At 69.2% G+C, this 17,000-nt stretch carries 8 protein-coding genes; 4 read left to right on the top strand and 4 right to left on the bottom strand.

The annotated features are described in order from the left end of the window. The first annotated feature begins 65 nt into the window (after window positions 1-65). Window positions 66-7,433, top strand: a complete 7,368-nt coding sequence (locus KBY65_RS08120; protein ID WP_255001198.1) for a type I polyketide synthase — start codon at window positions 66-68, stop codon at window positions 7,431-7,433. Then, window positions 7,430-8,659, top strand: a complete 1,230-nt coding sequence (locus KBY65_RS08115) for a glycosyltransferase (protein WP_255001196.1) — start codon at window positions 7,430-7,432, stop codon at window positions 8,657-8,659. Before KBY65_RS08120 ends, KBY65_RS08115 begins: the two co-directional genes overlap by 4 nt. On the opposite strand, the gene KBY65_RS08110 is transcribed toward KBY65_RS08115, so the two are convergent. Next, window positions 8,649-9,260, bottom strand: a complete 612-nt coding sequence (locus tag KBY65_RS08110) for an SRPBCC family protein (RefSeq protein WP_158217031.1) — start codon at window positions 9,258-9,260, stop codon at window positions 8,649-8,651. The genes KBY65_RS08115 and KBY65_RS08110 overlap by 11 nt on opposite strands. Between KBY65_RS08110 and KBY65_RS08105 the strand changes: the two genes are divergently transcribed. Beyond that, entirely contained in the window at window positions 9,237-10,418 is a 1,182-nt protein-coding gene (locus tag KBY65_RS08105) for a hypothetical protein (RefSeq protein ID WP_255001195.1), read from the top strand. The two genes, KBY65_RS08110 and KBY65_RS08105, sit on opposite strands and share 24 nt — an antisense overlap. Further along, window positions 10,415-11,848 carry a cytochrome P450 gene (locus KBY65_RS08100; RefSeq protein ID WP_255001193.1) on the top strand — a complete coding sequence of 478 codons (1,434 nt, stop codon included), beginning with the start codon at window positions 10,415-10,417 and terminating at the stop codon, window positions 11,846-11,848. Before KBY65_RS08105 ends, KBY65_RS08100 begins: the two co-directional genes overlap by 4 nt. Window positions 11,849-11,854: 6 nt before the next feature. Here KBY65_RS08100 and KBY65_RS08095 read toward each other — a convergent pair whose 3' ends face one another. From KBY65_RS08095 to KBY65_RS08085, 3 genes are read right to left on the bottom strand one after another with little or no spacing between them, the layout of a single operon-like run. Further along, entirely contained in the window at window positions 11,855-13,801 is a 1,947-nt protein-coding gene (locus KBY65_RS08095) for a hypothetical protein (RefSeq protein WP_255001191.1), read from the bottom strand. Continuing rightward, window positions 13,791-15,518, bottom strand: a complete 1,728-nt coding sequence (locus KBY65_RS08090; protein WP_255001190.1) for a GumC family protein — start codon at window positions 15,516-15,518, stop codon at window positions 13,791-13,793. Before KBY65_RS08090 ends, KBY65_RS08095 begins: the two co-directional genes overlap by 11 nt. Beyond that, window positions 15,518-16,624: a polysaccharide biosynthesis/export family protein gene (locus tag KBY65_RS08085; RefSeq protein ID WP_255001189.1), complete on the bottom strand. Its 1,107-nt coding sequence runs from the start codon at window positions 16,622-16,624 to the stop codon at window positions 15,518-15,520. The genes KBY65_RS08090 and KBY65_RS08085 overlap by 1 nt, the downstream gene beginning before the upstream one ends. Window positions 16,625-17,000 lie beyond the last annotated feature (376 nt).

Raw genomic sequence — 17,000 nt, 5'->3', positions numbered from 1 at the left:
ATTTGCTGACAAGTTGTCCTTGGGTTAAGCCCTTGGGTGAGAATGGAGCGAATTCGCACCATCCCATGCCTGAACCAATTGCCATCGTGGGAATTGGCTGTCGGCTCCCGGGTGGGATCGATTCTCCGGAACGCTTCTGGGAGTTTCTGAGGGATGGCCGTGAGGCGATCGGCGAGGTGCCGCCGGAACGCTGGGATCTCGACCTGCACTACAACCCTGATCCCGCCCATCCGCTCACCCAGCACGTGCGCCAGGGGGGCTTTGTTCACGACATCGACCGCTTTGATGCCGCCTTCTTTGGCATCACTCCGCGGGAAGCGGTGTGCATGGATCCCCAGCAGCGCCTGTTGCTGGAGGTCGCGTGGCGAACTCTCGAGGATGCGGGCCTACCCCTCGAGCAGGTGCGCGGCACCGGGGTCGGGGTGTTCATGGGCATCTCCAGTGCCGATTACAGCTCCCTGCTCTGGGCGTCGCGCGAGCGCTACACCACCCCCGACAACGAACCCTTTGTGCTGCCGGGCAACACCGGCTGCATCGCCGCCAACCGGCTCTCCTATTTCTTCGACTTCAAGGGCCCCAGCTTCACCGTTGATACGGCCTGCTCCTCCTCCCTGGTGGCGGTGCATCTGGCCTGCGAAAGCATCTGGCGGGGGGAATCGGAGGCGGCCCTGGCGGGGGGCGTGCAGGCCCTGATCCACCCTGGGATCCAGATGAGTTTCTGCAAGGCCGGCCTGCTGGCGTCCGATGGCCGCTGCAAAAGCTTTGATGCCAGTGCCGATGGCTATGTGCGCTCGGAGGGGGCTGGAGCCGTGTTGCTCAAGCCGCTGGCGGCAGCCCAGGCCGCCGGCGATCCCATCTATGCGGTGATTCACGGTTCGGCCGTCAACTCCGATGGCCGCAGCAACGGCATGGTGGCGCCCAACGCCCGGGCCCAGATCGCCTGTGTGCGCGCCGCCTTTGCCCGTGCCGGCATCGATCCCGCCGCTACCCAGTATGTGGAGGCCCACGGCACGGGCACCCGTCAGGGCGACCCGATCGAGCTGCGGGCCTTGGGCACGGTGCTTGGAGAGGGGCGACCGGAGGGGGAGACCTGCCGGGTGGGCTCGATCAAGACCAACCTGGGGCACTCCGAAACCGCCGCCGGCATCACCGGCTTGATCAAGGCGGCCCTGTGTGTGGCCAAACGGCAGTTACCCCCCAGCCTCCATTGCCGCCGGCCCAATCCGTCGATTGATTTCGCAGGCCTGAAGCTGCAGGTGCAGACCAGCCTGGAGCCCTTCCCTTATCCAGAGCGGGCCACGGTGGTGGGGGTGAGTTCCTTTGGCTTCGGCGGCACCAATGCCCATGTGGTGCTCGCTGATGCCCCCCAGCAGCGCCCGCCGATGCGTTTTGGCGCACGCATGCCGCTGCAGTTGCTCAGCCTGTCGGCCCGCACCCCCGAGGCCCTGGCACAGGTGGCACGGGATCTGGCCGGGCAGCTGCAGGCCCAGCCCACCTTGAAACTGGCTGACCTGGCCGCCTCCGCCAACCTGGGCCGCACCGGATTCCGCCAGCGGGCGGTCTGCCTGGCGCGCGACAACGCCCAGCTGCTCGCCCAGCTCCAGGCCCTAGCGGCCGACCAGCGCCCCCTGCCGGAGGGGCTGGCCCGCGCCACAGCCTCGCGGCGGCCCGGCAAGCTGGCCTGGCTGTTCACCGGTCAAGGGTCCCAGGCCCTGGCGATGGGCCAGGAGCTGCTTGAGCACCCCTCCTTCCGGGAGGCCTTTGAGCGGGTGGCGGCCCTGCTGGATCCCCAGCTGGACCAGCCGTTGCGCGATTTGCTGAAGCCCCGCAGTGGCGATGAGGCCCAGGCGGCGGCCCGGCTGAACCAAACTGGCGCCACCCAGCCAGCCCTGTTTGTGCTGGGTTACGCCCTCAGCCAGCTGTGGCGTAGCTGGGGGGTGCGGCCGGATCTGTTAATGGGCCACAGCATCGGCGAGGTGCTGGCGGCCCACCTGGCCGGGGTTTTCTCCCTGGAGGACGCCTGCCGGCTGGTGGCTGCCCGCGGCCGGCTGATGCAGGCCCTGCCGGCAGCCGGTGGCATGGCGGCGCTGCTGGCCCCCCACGACCGGGTACGGGCCCTGCTTGCCCGCCATTGCGAGGTGAGCGTGGCGGCCTACAACGGCCCCTTGAACACGGTGGTGGCCGGGCCCACGGCGGCGCTGCGGCGGCTGCTGGCCGATGCCGAAACCACCGGTCTGCAGGCCCGCCAGCTGGCGGTGTCCCACGCCTTCCACACCCAGGCGATGGCACCGATGCTGGAGGCCTTCGAGCGGGAGCTGCGCCAGCTCAGCTTCTCGCCGCCCAACCGCTCCTTGGTGAGCACGCTCACCGGCCAGTTGGCTGGTGCCGAAATGGCCCAGCCGGATTACTGGTGCGACCAGGTGCTCAGTCCGGTGCGATTCGCCGAGGGGGTGGACACCCTGGTGTCCCAGGGAGCCCAGGTGTTCCTGGAAATTGGCGCCCGCCCCACATTGATTGGCATGGCGCGCCAGTGCAGCGACGATCCGGCGCTCAGCTACTGGCCCTCCTTGGTGCCCGGTCAGTCGGATTGGGACGCGATCTTCACCAGCCTTGGGGGGCTCTGGCGCAGTGGCTTCACGGTCGACTGGCAGGGCTTCCACCGCCCCTTCCCCTACCGGCGGGTCACCCTGCCGGGCTATCCCTTCGAGAAGCAGCGCTACTGGTGGAGTCGCCAGGGCGAGGCCGCTGCCCCCGCCAGCTTCTGGCTCGACCACCTGGGCATCACGGCCCCCGTGACTGCCGCTTTAACTGCCTCCGCCAGCCCGGCACCCACGCCCACGTCCCCCCAATCCGAGCCCATGGTGCGGCTCGACCTTCCCGGGGATGGGGCCGTGTATCAGGCCCTGTTGCGCACGTTGGGCAGCGACCTGGGTGATCACCGCATCCGCGGCCAGGCCGTGTTTCCGGCGGCGGGCTTCATCACGGCGGCACTGGGCCTGCTGAAGCAGGCGGGTGAGCCGTTGGCGCTCGGGCCCTTGCAGCTCGACCAACCGCTGAAGTTGGTTGGCGAGCCGGCTGATCAGCGCCTGCAGTGCCACTGGCGAGCCAGCAGCATCAGCTTCCACAGCCGCCCCGACAGCCCGGCGGTGGCCCCCTGGCTGGGCCATGGCGAGGTGGCGGTGGGGGGTGCATCCGCCGCGGACGCGCCCCTGGATGTGGCGCCCTCGCCAGCAACGGCCACGCCGGTGGATCTGGCTGGCCTCTACGACTCCCTGGCCGCGGCGGGCTTGGCCTATGGCCCCAGCTACCGGGGCCTGAGCCAGCTGCAGGTGGCTGAGGACCAGGCCTGGGCTGTGCTGGAGCGGCCGGTCGGCGGCCTCGACCGGGGCCTGATCGACAGCTGTTTCCAGGCGGTGGCGGTGCTGCTCGATCCCGCGGTGCGGCAGGGGCAGCTGTTGTTGCCGGTGGGGCTGGACGCCCTGTGGCTGGCGGCCTTGCCCCTGCCCGATCGGCTGCACTGCCAGGTGCGGCTCCAGCCCAGTGAGGAACCCGCCTTTGTGCGGGCCGATCTGCTGCTGCACGATGGCGCTGCGCCCCTGGGTTGGATCCGCGGGTTCCGCCTGCGGCGGTTGCCGCGCCAGGCGCTGGAGTGGTTGTTCCCGCTGCCGGCCGAGGATCTCGAGGCGGGTCCCCAGGATTGGCTGCTGGCCAGCCACTGGCAGGAGGCGCCACCGCTGGAGGCGCCACTTTTGGAGTTGTCGCCGGATGCCGGCCCCGAACCGCTGCTGCTTTGGCCCGACCTCGGCCAGGACGGCGTCAGCTTGGAGGCACTGGCAGCCGAGTTGCTGCTGCAGGCCCAGCAGCTGGCCGCAGCTGCGGCCCGGCCGGTGTGGCTGGTGCTCGAGGGCGGTGGTGCTTTGGCCTCGGGCCTGGCAGGCTTCGCCCGCTCGGCGGCCCTGGAGCAGCCAGCCCTGGGCTGGACGGTGTTGCATCTCGCCGATGGGGACCCGCCGGCTCCGGCCGATTGGCCCGCCCTGCTGGGCCTGGGCGAGCGGGAGCCCCTGCTGGCCTGGCGTGACGGCCGGGCCTGGGTGCAGCGGCTGCAACCCCTGGCGGATCGGCCATTCCGGCTGGAGAGCGGCTCCCTGGGCAGCCTGGAAACCTTGCGGCCGCTGCCCCTTAGGCGCCAGCCCCCCGGTGCGGGGGAACTGGAGCTGGCGGTGGAGGCCACGGGCCTCAACTTCCGCGATGTCTTGAATGCCCTGGGGTTGCTGGCGGGCTACAGCCGTCAGCTGGGCATGGATGCCGGCGCCCGCATGCCCTATGGCGGCGAATGTGTGGGCCGGGTGGTGGCGGTGGGTGCTGGTGTGGATCCGGCCCTGGTGGGTCAGCGGTTGCTGGCGGCCCTGGCGGTGGGCAGCCTGGCCAGCCACGTGGTCTGCCGCGCTGCACTGTGCGTGCCGCTGCCAGCGACCCTTGATCCGGCCCTCGGGGCGAGCGTCAGCACCGCCTTCCTCACCGCCATCTACGGCCTGCAGAACCTGGCCCAGCTGCGCCCGGGGGAAACCGTGCTGATCCACGCGGCCGCGGGCGGCGTGGGCCAGGCGGCCCTGCAGGTGGCCCTACGCTGTGGTGCTCGGGTGTTGGCCACCGCCAGTGCGGCCAAGCAGGCTGGCTTGCTGGCCCAGGGGGTGGAGGCGGTGTTCGATTCCCGCAGCCTCGACTTCCGCGATCAGGTGCTGGATGCCACCGGCGGCCGCGGCGTGGATGTGGTGCTCAACAGCCTCAAGGGCGACTGGGTAGACGCGAGTTTTGATGCCCTGGTCGAAGGCGGTCGCTTTGTGGAGCTCGGCAAGATCGAGATCTGGAGCCGCCAGGAGGCGGTTCAGCGCCGCCCTGATGCCCGCTACCTGCCCTTCGACCTGCTGGAGGTGGCGGCGGCGGATCCGGCCCTGGTGCGGGGCTTGCTGCTGGACTTGCTGGCCGACCTCGAAGCCGGCCACTACGCGCCGATCCCGATGCAGACCTTCCCGATCGAACGCAGCGTTGAGGCCTTCCGGCTGATGGCCCAGGCCCGCCACGTGGGCAAGGTGGTGATCAGCCAGGGCGAGCGGCCGGCTCCCTGGCTGATTGGCCCGGAAGCCACCTACCTGGTGACCGGTGCCTTTGGCGGCATCGGCCAGCAGCTCTGCCGCTGGCTGGCGGCCCGCGGCGCCCGCTCCCTGGTGCTGGTGGGCCGGCGGCCCGATTCCCAGCTGGTGGTGCAGCTGCGCAGCCAGGGCGTTACCTGCGTGGCGGTGGCTTTCGACCTGGCGGCTGATTCGCCGGAGCAGCTGGCTGAGGTGTTGCGGGGCCAGCCGCTGGCGGGCCTGTTCCATGCGGCCGGCCAACTCGACGACGGTCTGCTGGAGGGGCAGAGCCCCGCGCGGCAGGCGGCGGTGATCGGCCCGAAATGGGGCGGGTGGCAACGGTTGGAGCAGGCCTGCCAGCTGGCGGGCTGTCGGCCGGCGTTTGGCGTGGCTTTCTCCTCGATGGCGGCCCTGCTGGGTTCGCCCGGGCAAACCAGCTACGCCATCGCCAATGGGGCCCTCGATGGCCTGGCCGCCGCCGGACCCCAGGTTTCTGGGCAGGCTGGCTTCCCGCTGCTGTCGGTGCAGTGGGGCCCCTGGGCCGGCGCCGGCATGGCCGAGGGCCTGGAGCGGCGCTTCCAGGCCCTCGGGGTGGGCCTGCTGCCGCCCCAGCAGGCCTTTGAGGCCCTGGGTTTGCTGCTCGAGCGGGGCCGGCCCGGCTGCGTGGCGGTGCTCCACAACGACTGGCCCCGGCTGGCCGGCCAACTGGGCAGTCGTCAGGCGGCGGTGCTGCAACCTCTCTTGGATGCCGGCGCCACCGGCCAGGAGGGAGGGGAGGGAGCGGCCCTGAGCCGCCAGCTGGCCGCGGCCGACGACGAGCAACGTTCCAGCCTGGTGGTGGAGCTGCTGCAACAGCGCCTGGCCACGGTGATGGGCCTGGAGGACCCCTCCAGCCTCGATCCGGGCGATTCGCTGTTTCATATCGGCCTCGATTCGCTGATGGCCGTGGAACTGGCAGCCGGCATCCAGCGCGACCTGGGCGTCAAGCTTGAGCTCGAATCGCTGGCGGGGGATCCCACGATCGAGGCCCTGGCGGCGGTGCTGCTGGAAACCTTGGTGGACCCCGCCGGCAGTGCCGATCGGGTGCTCGATCTGGGCCAGGAGGCCCAGCTGCCCGCCAGCTGGAGCCTGCCCGCCACCCCATCTGCCACCCCAGCTCCCACCAGCTCAGCGGCGTCAACGCCCCCCGGCGAGGCGATCCTGCTCACCGGCGCCTCGGGCTTTCTGGGGGCCTACCTGCTGGCGGGCCAGCTGCAGCGTTGGGATGGGCTGCAAGTGCGCTGCCTGGTGCGCGCCGCTGATGCCGCCAGCGGTGTGGCGCGGGTGCGCGCCAACCTCGAGCACTACGGCCTCTGGCAGCAGAGCTGGGGCGAGAGGTTGGTGGCGGTGCCCGGTGATCTGGCCCAACCCCGCTTTGGCTTGTCGTACCAGGTTTTTGCCGAACTGGCCGCGGGCATTGGTGGAATCCTGCACAACGGCGCCCAGCTCAGCCAGATGGCGCCCTACAGCCAGCTGGAGACCGCCAATGTGGGCGGCACCCAAACCGTGCTCGACCTGGCGGTGCATCCGGCGGCCGCCGGGCCCCTGCCGGTGCAGCTGATCTCCAGCGTGGCGGCCTTTGAGGCGGCCGCCTATCGCAACCGGGCGGTACTGGAAAGCGACGACGTGGCCGAGTGGCGTGGCATCCACGTGGGCTACTCCCAAACCAAGTGGGTGAGTGAGCGGCGGGTTCTGGCCGCTGGGGCTGCCGGGTTGCCGGTCACGGTGTATCGCCCGCCCCTAATTGGGGGTCATTCCCAGACAGGCGCTTGGCACCAGGACGACCTGCTGCACCGGCTGCTGCGGGGTTGCCTAGCTCTGGGCATGGCGCCCGATCTGCCCTGGGAGCTGGATCTGGTGCCGGTGGACTACGTGGCCGATGCGGTTACGGCTCTGGCTTGGACGCCGGAAGCGGTGGGCCGCAACGTGCACTTGCAACACCCCCAGCCGATGCTGCTGGCCGATCTGCTTGGCAACCTGATCGAGCGGGGGGCGCCGCTGGAGCTGGTGTCGATGGAGCGCTGGCTCGAAGCGATCGATGCTGATCCGGCCAACCCCCTGCACGGCATTCGCGCCTTCTTCGTGCGGCGCTGGGGCGACGAGCAGCTCACCTACCCCGAGCTCAATAAGGCCGGGGTGCGGGCGCGGCCCAGCTGCCTGGCCACCGTGGCGTCCCTGGCGGCCCATGGCGTGCGCTGCCCGGGCTTCGAGGAACTGATCGGCCCCTACGCCCGCAGCCTGATCACCGGCGTCGCCTCGCTTTGATCGCCTCTCTTCTAGCCGGCGCCCTGCTGGCCACCCTCGGCTTGCAGCTGCTGCTCACGCTCGCCTTCGCGCTGGTGGTGCGGCGGCGGTTGCGGCGGCCCCCCGGCCTGGCCCAGCCAGCGCCGGCGGCCGAGGTGGTGTTGTGCCTGCGGGGCGCCGACCCCAGCCTGCCCGCGGCCCTGGCGGCCCTGGCGGAGCAGACCTACCCGGGCCCCTGGCGCCTGCTGGTGGTGGTGGATTCCCGCCAGGATCCGGCCTGGCCCCTGGCCGAGCACACGATCGCCCGGCTGGAGGCTGAGGGCCACGCTCGCTGGCAGGCGGCCCGGCTCACCCCCCTGGCGGCCCGGCAGGCCCAGGGTTCGCTCAAGAGCGCCTCGTTGCGCCAGGCCTTCGGCGAGCTGGATGCGGCCACCGAGCTGGTGGCCCTGGTGGATGCCGATGCGGTGGTGGCGCCCGGTTGGCTGGCGGCCCTGGCGGCGGGCTGCGGCCAGAACGGCGTCGGGGCGGTGTCGGGCAACCGTTGGTATGCGCCGGAGCAGGGCAGCGGCCCTGGGCTGGTGCGGGCGATCTGGAACAGCGGCGCCCTGGTGATGATGACCCTGTTGGTCATCCCCTGGGGGGGCTCGTTGGCGGTGCGCCGCAGCCTGATCGAGCCGAGCGGCTGGCGGGCGGTGCTCGCCACCAGCCTCTGCGAGGACACGGCCCTGCCGGCCCCGCTGGCCCGCTGCGGCTGGCGCTACGAATTCCGGCCGGAGTTGATCGCCCTCGACCGCGACGACGGCATCGCCCTGCGGTCGTTGCGGCGTTGGATCAGCCGCCAACTGCTCACCGCCCGCCTGCACCACCCGGCCTGGCCCCTGGTGGCCCTGCATGGCCTAGGCAGCGCCCTGCTGGTGCTGGTGGCGTTGCTGGTGGCGCTGGCGGCGCTGCTGCTGGGCCGGCTGGCCGATGGGGGCCTGCTGCTGGCGGCGCTGCTGGGTTACGAGCTTGGCTGTGTGGCGCTGCTGCTGCTGATCGAAGCGGTGGCGGCCCGGGCCCTGCAGCCCCTGGGTGGCCGCCTGCCCCGGCCGGATCTCGCCCATGCCTGGCGGCTGCTGCGCTGGTTGCCGCTCACCCAGTGGGTGTATGGGCTGGCCACCCTGCGGGCGGCCCTGGCCCGGCGGGTGGAGTGGCGCGGCGTCCACTACCGGGTGCAGGGCCGCGGCGTGGCGCGGCTTAGCCCTTGAGCATGAGCTTGGCGAGGATCTGCATCGACTGGCGCAGGTTGGTTTCGGTGAGGTCGTAGTAGGTGCCGATCAGGAAGCCGGGGATCTCGGGCACCACCTCGATCTGGTGTTTCACGATCACGCCACCCTTGACCGGGGTGATCGTCCAGGTGCCCTGCAGCTCCTTGATGCGGTCGCCGCTGATCAGCTGATAGCTCATCTGGCTGGGGGCCGTTTCCTGCACCCGCAGGCGCGCCTTGATGCGCTGGCCGAAGGTGTAAGGGGCTTGGTAGGTCTGGGCCAGCTCCAGGCTGCGGCCGGAGCGGCTAACCACCTTGGCCTGCTGGATGTCCGGCATGACACCGGCCATCGACTCGTAGTTGGTGAGCACGCTCCAGGCCTTCTGGGCCGACACCGGCACCTGCACTGAGGCGGTGTAGCGCCCCTGCTTGCCCTGCAGGCTCACCCGGCCTGGGGCGGGGCTGGCGGCGGCCAGCTGCACGGGTGCTGGAGGCGGTGCTGCGACAGCGGCTAGGCCCGCCCCTGGCAGTGCCTGTAAGGTGATCGCGAACGCCAGCATGCCGGGGAGATTGCGTCGTTGCAGCAGGCGGAAGACCAGCACGGCGTACAGGCGGATCTCGTCATTGTTGACCAGGACCAACCGCGGCGGCGGATCTACTTCCTCAGCGGTTTTGATCCCCGCGGCGCCAGCTTTTACTACCGCCTGTTCAGCGAGCAGGTGCGCCAACTCAAGCGGCGCAGCGGCCGGCGGCTGCAGGTGGGCCACCGTCGCGGCCAGCAGGTTGACCGGTTGCTGAGCCGCTGGCAGGTGCGCGAGCACGGCGCCCTGGGCCTCGATTTCTGCTTCCTCCACTGGGACGACATCGCCCGGGCCCATTGGCCCAAGAGCCCGCTGGTGTTGCTGTGGGATGGGATCGGGATTTACGCCTGGTATCTGCTGGGGGGCGGTTATTGGAAGATGCGGCGTTGGTCGCAACGGGTGGCGTTGTGCGGCCTGTATCCCACCTTGTTTGTTGGGATGGTGGCTGTGGTGTTGACCCTGGGCTGCGCCCTGCTCGCCGTGGTGGCTGCGGCGTGGCAGTTACCCGCACTGGTTCTGCATGGCCTGCAGCTGGCTCTGGTGGTCCTTGGTTGCTGGCAGGCCTGGCGTCTGGCCGAGGCCCTGGGTGTGGTGTGGCTGTTCCGTTCGATCCGCTTCACCCACCGGCTCGGCCAGGCCCGCGATGGCGATCTGCGGGGGCGGGTGGCCGAGCTGGCCGAGCGGATCCTCAGCCTCGAGCAGCAGGACCCGGCGGCCCAGGTGTGGCTGGCGGGCCACAGCAGCGGCTCGTTTGTGATGGCGATGCTGGCGGCCGAGCTGCGGCGCCAGGGTGCCGACCAGCAGCTGGCGGGGCGGCTGCGGTTGCTCAGCCTGGGCCAGAACCTGGCCAACCTGGCGGTGCACGGCAAGGCCCGCGGCTTCCATGCCGACCTGGCCCTGCTGGCCCAGGAGCCGCGGCTGCCGTGGCTGGATGTCACCTCCCGCGACGACTACCTCTGCTTTGCGGCGGTGGACCCTTACCAGAGCTGTGGCGTGCCCCGTCCGGGGACAGGGGCCTACCCGGAGCTGCGGCTGATTCCCCTGGCCCAGCGTCAGGGGCTCACCAGCCTGGGGGCGCTGCTCAGCCACCAATTTGATCTGCACTTCGAATACCTGCGCACGGCGGCGCCGGAGCGCAGCGGCGGCTTCGACCTGATCGAGGAGCTGCTGGCCCCATGACCCGCGAGCCCGTTTATCCGCCGCCGGAGCCCTACACCCCGAATTTTCTGCGCCGCATCCGTCGCGGCCTCTACTCCTGGTTTGGCCTGCTGAATGAATGGGACTTCCGCATCCCTGTGGGGGCGCTGCGGTTTATGGGGTTGAACCTGCTGCTGGTGAACGACCCAGCGGCGGTGCGCCAGGTGATGGTGAGCGCGGTGGAGGCCTTCCCCAAGCACCCCTACACCCTGTGGATCCTGGAGCCGCTGATCGGCCGGGCGATCTTCTCGGTGAACGGTGAGGAGTGGGCCCAGCAGCGGCGCCTGGTGGACCAGGCCTTCCAGGTGGCCCAGCTGCAGCGGGTGTTGCCCCAGATGGAGGGGGCCATGGAGGCCCTGATGGCGCGGCTGGAGGCCCAGGTGGATGGCGGCACTGGTGATGGCGGCTCCATTGATGCCGACGCCGAGATGACGCTGGTGACGGCCGACGTGATCGTGCGCACGATCCTGTCGCGGCCTCTGGAGGGGGCCGAGGCCGAGGCGATCTTTGCTGCGTTTGCCCGCTACCAGAAACGGGCCGGCCGGGCGCTGATGCTGCGCTTTCTGCGGTTGCCGCGCCGCCGGCTGCAGGGCTACCTGGCCACCCATGCCGCCCCGATCCGCGCCTGGATTGCCGCCGCCATCGAGGCCCGACTCGACACTGGTGACCACAGCTCAGAGCGCTCCAGCCCCCAGGATTTGCTGCAGGCCCTGATCGAGGCCCGCGATCCCCAGAGCGGCGCCCGCTTCAGCCGCGATGGGCTGGTGGATCAGGTGTGCTTCCTGTTTCTGGCGGGCCATGAAACCTCCGCCAGTGCCCTGGGGATGGCTGTGTATCTGCTGAGCTGTTTCCCCGAGGTACAGCAGCGCCTGCGCGCTGAGGTGCTGCAGGTGCTGGGCTCCCGGGCCGGCGCGCCGGATCGGCCGCTGGGCTTTGAGGATCTGCGCCAGCTCAGCTATGGGGCCGCCATCTTCAATGAAACGCTGCGGCTTTATCCGCCGGTGAGCTTCTTCATCCGCGAGGCCCAGGTCGACACGGAGCTGGCGGGCAGCCGCTGCCCGCTGCGCTCCCTGGTGACCCTCTCCCCCTGGGTGATCCAGCGCCATGAGCAGCACTGGAGCGAACCCAATGCCTTTCGCCCTGAGCGCTTCCTGACGGACACCGCTACGGCTGATGAGGCCACCAGTGCTGAAGACCGCCGCTGGGCCAGGGATGCGTTTTTGCCCTACGGCCTGGGGCCGCGCAAGTGTCCGGGGGCGGCATTTGCTCAGCAGGAGGCGCTGCTGGTGCTGGCCGAGCTGGTGCGGCGCTTTGCGGTGCTGCCCGATCCAGAGCACGAGCCGGAGTTGGTGGCGCGGCTCACGCTGCGCTCTCGCAATGGCATCCGGGTGCGCTTGCAGCGCCTGCCCTGACCCTTCTCAGAAGCTGAAGCCCAGCCGAGCGCCGACGCGCAGCTGGTCGTTGCCGAGCAGCTGGCCGAGATCGAGCAGGCCGGCGGCATTGGAGACGTAGAGATCCACGGTGGTGCTGCTCGAGGCCAGCCAGCGCAGGGCGATGGAGCCGTTGGTGCCGTTGGTGCCACCGAGGTCGGTGGCCACCAGATTCACTTCCGGGATCAGCTGAAAGCGTGGCCCGAGCTGCAGGTTGGCGGCCAGGCCGACGCCCCAGCTGGTGCCGCTGCCACTCCAGGCCACTTTGGGGTTGAGGTGAAAGGCCAGCGTTGGGGTGGCCTCCCAGGTGTTCATGGTTTCAAAGAAGAGGTAGCCCTGCTTGCTGCTTTCGTCTTCATTGCGGCCGAGGGAGATGCGGCCAGCGGCCCAGAGCGGCAGGCCTTTGGAGGGCCGAAACACCATCGCTTTGCCGCCAAAGCGCAGGTTGAGGCCACCGTCGCCGGCGTAGTTGTTCACGAAGGAATTGCGGGGCTCGATGCCGTTGAACACGCCGGCCGCCAGCTGGAACTGGAAGTCATTCGACACCGAGTAGCCGCTGCCGGCAAAGAGGTTGCCGCGGCTGTCGCCGTTCAGCCAGATCTGGGTGGTGCCGTTGGCGGGGGTGAGGGCGGTGTTGACGAACAGGCCACCGAGGGCGAGGGAGGCCTGGCGGGGGGTGTAGCGGGGGCTGGGGGAATCGAGCGCACCGGGATTCCAGGAAAAGCGAGCGCTGAGCATGGGCTCAGAGGGCGCGCTGGGCAGGGCGAGGATGGCGGTGGCGGGGCTGAGGCCAAAGCCGTTGGTGATGCTGGCCTCGAGGCCGATGCGGGGGTTGACGGCGATGTTGGCGCCGGCCGAGAGGATCGGCACCCGCGAATACACCAGATCGCCATCGAAGGCGTTGTTGCCGGGGCCGAGGGGCAGCATGGCGGAGCCGAAGAGCTGCACCTGGTTGCCGAGGCGGTAGCTGGCGCCCACCCCCAGGCTGATGTTGGTGCCGTAGAAGTCGCCGGCGCCGCCCTGGTCGGCCCCCTGGGAATCGGGCAGGAAGGAGACCGCCGGCACGAAGGAGAGCTGGAGGTTGCGGTTGGCCTGCCAGGAGAGGGGGAAGGAGAGGGCGCCGATCCAGTTGCGGGTGAAGACGGACTGGCCGGAGTTGTTGAAAATGTTGGGCGTGCCGGCGTCATCGCAGCTCACGGTGCCGCCGCAGCCGCTGCCCACGGTGAAGAGCTCGAGGGCGCCTTCGGCGGCGAGCTGCCAGCTGCCGGCGCCCTCGCCCTGGCCCGCCAGCCGGGCCCGCAGGCTGCCGCCGTAGACGGTCCAGAGGTTGGCGGGCTGGGAGGGCCGGCTGGGGATCGGCGCGAAGAGGGGGTCGTCGGCGTAGGTGTAGGTGGCGCTGAACAGCAGGTTGGGGCTGATCACCAGATCGAGCCGGGCGGCGTAGTTTTGGTTGCCGGAGCCGCCGGCGGCGCCGCCATCGCCGGGGCTCACCTGCTGGAAGCTGATCTGATCGCCGCCGGTGTCGGGCAGCACGGCAGTGGGCAGCTGGCCGAGGCGCAGCAGGAGCAGGTAATCGCTCCAGGTGGGCATCAGGTTGGCGAGGCGCTCTTCCGCTTCCGCAAAGCTCGTGGGCGCAGCGGATTGGGGGCTCGGCGTGGGGCTGGCCCCATCGAGCGGGATCGCCCCTTCCGGTAACGCTTCCCAGCTGGGCGGGGCGAGCGGGGCCTGGAGGCTGTCGACGGGAGTCCAGCTGGGGGACGCGTTTTTGCCTTCAGGCCCGGGCGGCACTGGCTCAAAGGGCACGGTGGTGGAGCTTGGCGCAGTGGGGCCTGGGAGGGGCTGCCACTGCACCGGTTCGGCGGCCACGCCGGCCAGGGGCAGCAGGCTCAGGGCGCCGAAGCCGGCGAGGGTGGCCGCGCGCCGCTCAGGCCGCATTGGTGGACGTGGCCGTGAGCAGCAGCCAGCCGGTGAGGGGGCGGCCTTGGAGCTCGAGCTGCTGGCGCAGCTGGGCCAGCTGGGGGCGGGTGGCGGCGCCGGGGGCTGTCACCACCAGCTGGTGATCGCAGCGGCCGGCGGCGAGCAGATCGGTGCCGCAGTGCAGCTCGGCGCCAGGCAACTGCTGGCTGAGGATCGCCTGCAGCTGCTGCAGCTTTGGCTCATGGGGCGGAAGGCCCAGGGGGATCAGGGCCAGCTGCTTGCTGCCGGCCAGCACCCCCTGGCTGAGCAGGGCCAGATCGGCCTGGAGGGTTTCGCTGCTGGAGCCATCGAGACGGGCCAGCAGGGGGCCGGGGATCAGGCCCTGCAGTTCGTCGTCGGCATACACGCGGCCGCTGCGGCGATCCACCACCAAGGCAGCGCCGCTGCCGGCCACCAGTCCCGCCAGCAGACCCAAGGCCATGATTCGGGCCTTGCGGGGCGCCACGGGCCGATCCAGGAGGGTGGGGGTGGAGATCAGCTCCCAGGGTTCGGTTTGCTTGGCTTGCTCGAGCTGGGCGATCTGCAGCTGGTTTTCCAGCTCCATCAGGGTTTTTTCATCGCGTAGGGCTTGACGCACCAGCTCGCGGTGCTTGAGCACCACCTCCTTGGGGCGGCTGGAGGCCTGCAGCGCGGCCTCGGCGGTGGCGAGTTCGCCTTGAAGCAAGCCCACGGTCTGACGGTTGAGGGTGGCGATCAGGCTCTGGCGCTGGCGCTGCAGATTGCGCACGAGCTCGTCGTTGTCGCGCAGGCGGCTGCGCAAATCACTCAAGCGCACTTCGCTGGCCTGGTACTGCTTGTAAAGCTCAGCATTGGCCTCCAGTTGGGGTGCCTGAAACAGCACGTTGTTGCCTGCGGAGCGGGCATCGCTGAGCTGCTGGCGCAGCAGCAGCACCTTGGCCTGGGCCAGCTGGCGGTTGGCTTCCACCGAGCCAGCCAACCCTCCCCCGGCCCTTTGGCCCCCAGGGTCTGTGCCGGCGGCCGGCATGCCGTCGCTGAGCCCCAGACCATTGCTGAGGGCGAAAGCCTGGGCCCGCTGCATCGAGGCTTCGGCTTTGGGACTGAGCTGGGCGATGCTCTTTTTGAGGTAATCGACGGCCTGGGCGATGTCGCGGCGGCGGTCGCGACCGGAATAATCTTGATATTCCTTAGAAATGCGCTGAATCACCGGCAGGATCAAGTCCTGATCGGTGTCGGTGTAAGTGATGTTGAGCACCGAGGTGCCCTTTTCGAGTTTGATCTCCACGTTGCCGTCGCGCCAGTCGCTGAAGCGCAGGCGGGAAATATCTTTGCCGGCACGTTCCTTGCTGCTGCGCACCAGCTCAAACACGGGCATCAGGACCGAGGGGCTTTCCAGCACCTTCACTTCGGTTTCCAGGGAATCTTTGCTGCCGCTACCGCCCATGCCTGCCAGGTTGGCCCGCATCGGATTGGCGGCCGCCAGCTGGGCCAGGAGGCCGCCACCACCACCACCGCCACTGGCCAGCACGATTTGGAATTCCCCTTCCCACACCTTCGGGGAGAGGAAGGCATAGAGGGCGGAGACCAACAAGGCGCCGCCCGCCACTTTGGCGATCAGGGGCCAGCGGCGGCGCAGGGCTGCGGCGAGTTGGGCGAGGTCGATCTCGTCGTCGCTGGTGGGGCTGGGTGCGGCCAGCGGGGAGGGGGAGCTGGTCATCAGCGGAATAGGCCGTACACGGAGTAAATCCCCACAAAGGGCCCGGTGAGCTCGTTGAACACCCCGATGCTGGCGGAGAGGGCGGAATCCTGAACCCGGATGATGTCGCCGGTCATCAGGATCGGATTGCTAGGGGCATCGCTGGGGGCGTTGGGGTTGTAAGCAAATTGACGGCGGTCCATATCTCCGTTGCGCGCGAAACGGACAAATTCGACCTTGCCACGGAGCAGCTGCACGCCCCCTGCAGCCACCAGGGCCTGGTTGAGGCTGGATCCCTGGGGCATTACCAAGGGGCCAGGTGATTTCACACGGCCGCTCACGAACACCTCGAACTGGTAAGGAGAGAGGTTGGTTTCAGCGGCCCGCAAGAACTGATCACGGAGAACCACAGTGGATTTAGGCACCACAACCGTGTCGCCATCGAGCAGGCGGATGTTCTGGGATTCATCGCCCTGGGTGATCAGGGAGAGGAAATCGAGGTTGGCCCGCACCTTGCTGCCGCCGCTGCTGAGTGGCTGGCGCCGGGTCACAGTGACCTCAACCAGGTTTGAGTAGGGGGTGACACCGCCCGCGGCGCGCAGGGCATCAAAAACGGTGGGCAGCTGCAGCGGTCGACTGCTCAACTGGGGTGCCACGAGCGGATTGATTTCGACCACCTCAGTGGGCTTCTGCCTCTGGGTATATCCGCTGGCTGATTCAGGAAGGACCTGCTCGCCGGTGAGCGTGTAATAACCAGGACGTGCCACTTCGCCGCCGACGTACACGCGGATTGGCCGGTACACCACTGGATTGACGAACACCTGGGGTTCGCGCACGAAGCTGCGGAACTGCTCTGCAAGAAACCAGCTCAGTTCTGGCACGGAGAGCCCTTCCACGTAGAGGGAGCGCAGCCTGGGCAGATACAGGGTGCCGTCGGGCCCGATCGTGAACACGCCGCTGAGCTCGGGGATGTCGAGAAGCTCGATCTGCAGGCTGTCGCCGGGGCCGAGGATGTAGGCGTTGTAGGTGACGCGGGCCCTGGCGGAGCTGGACGTTGCTGGGGATGAACCCTGGGTGGGACCAGCCCATGCCAATGGGGCCTGGAGGGCGGCCAGGGCCAGGGTCAATCCGATGCTGCAGAGAGATGGGCGGTGCAAAAGAACAGCAGCTTGAGCTCAGGGCGACCATAAGCCAGGGCACCGGATGCAGCCAGGGAGATCCCTGTTCTGAGATTTATGCGGAATGTGCATATTTTTTTTTGGGGGGGGGTGGGCGGCACTTCTGCCCTTGATGTGGTTGGATTAGGCGCTTCGAGATGGTTGAGCGCCGCTCCCGTCCGAGCTCCGTACATGGGCATTGCTGTGTTCAAAGCCCTTCCGGTCATTCGTGTTTCTCGCCTTTGCTTCCCCAACGCTGAAGGCATTTAGGAACTTTCATGGCTAAACCAGGTGAGCGAGTCACTGGCTTGAATTGCACCTTGGAGCGCTAGTGGTCTCCCTGGCC

The organism is Cyanobium sp. Alchichica 3B3-8F6 (assembly GCF_024346435.1).
In the GTDB taxonomy this organism is placed as follows: Bacteria; Cyanobacteriota; Cyanobacteriia; order PCC-6307; family Cyanobiaceae; genus Cyanobium_A.
This window is presented reverse-complemented; position numbering and strand designations above follow the sequence as displayed.

Excerpts from the sequence above, each read along its gene's own strand:
- KBY65_RS08120 (WP_255001198.1), top strand. The coding sequence starts at position 66 with ATGCCTGAACCAATTGCCATCGTGGGAATTGGCTGTCGGCTCCCGGGT.
- KBY65_RS08100 (WP_255001193.1), top strand. The coding sequence starts at position 10,415 with ATGACCCGCGAGCCCGTTTATCCGCCGCCGGAGCCCTACACCCCGAAT.
- KBY65_RS08090 (WP_255001190.1), bottom strand. The coding sequence starts at position 15,518 with ATGACCAGCTCCCCCTCCCCGCTGGCCGCACCCAGCCCCACCAGCGAC.
- KBY65_RS08095 (WP_255001191.1), bottom strand. The coding sequence starts at position 13,801 with ATGCGGCCTGAGCGGCGCGCGGCCACCCTCGCCGGCTTCGGCGCCCTG.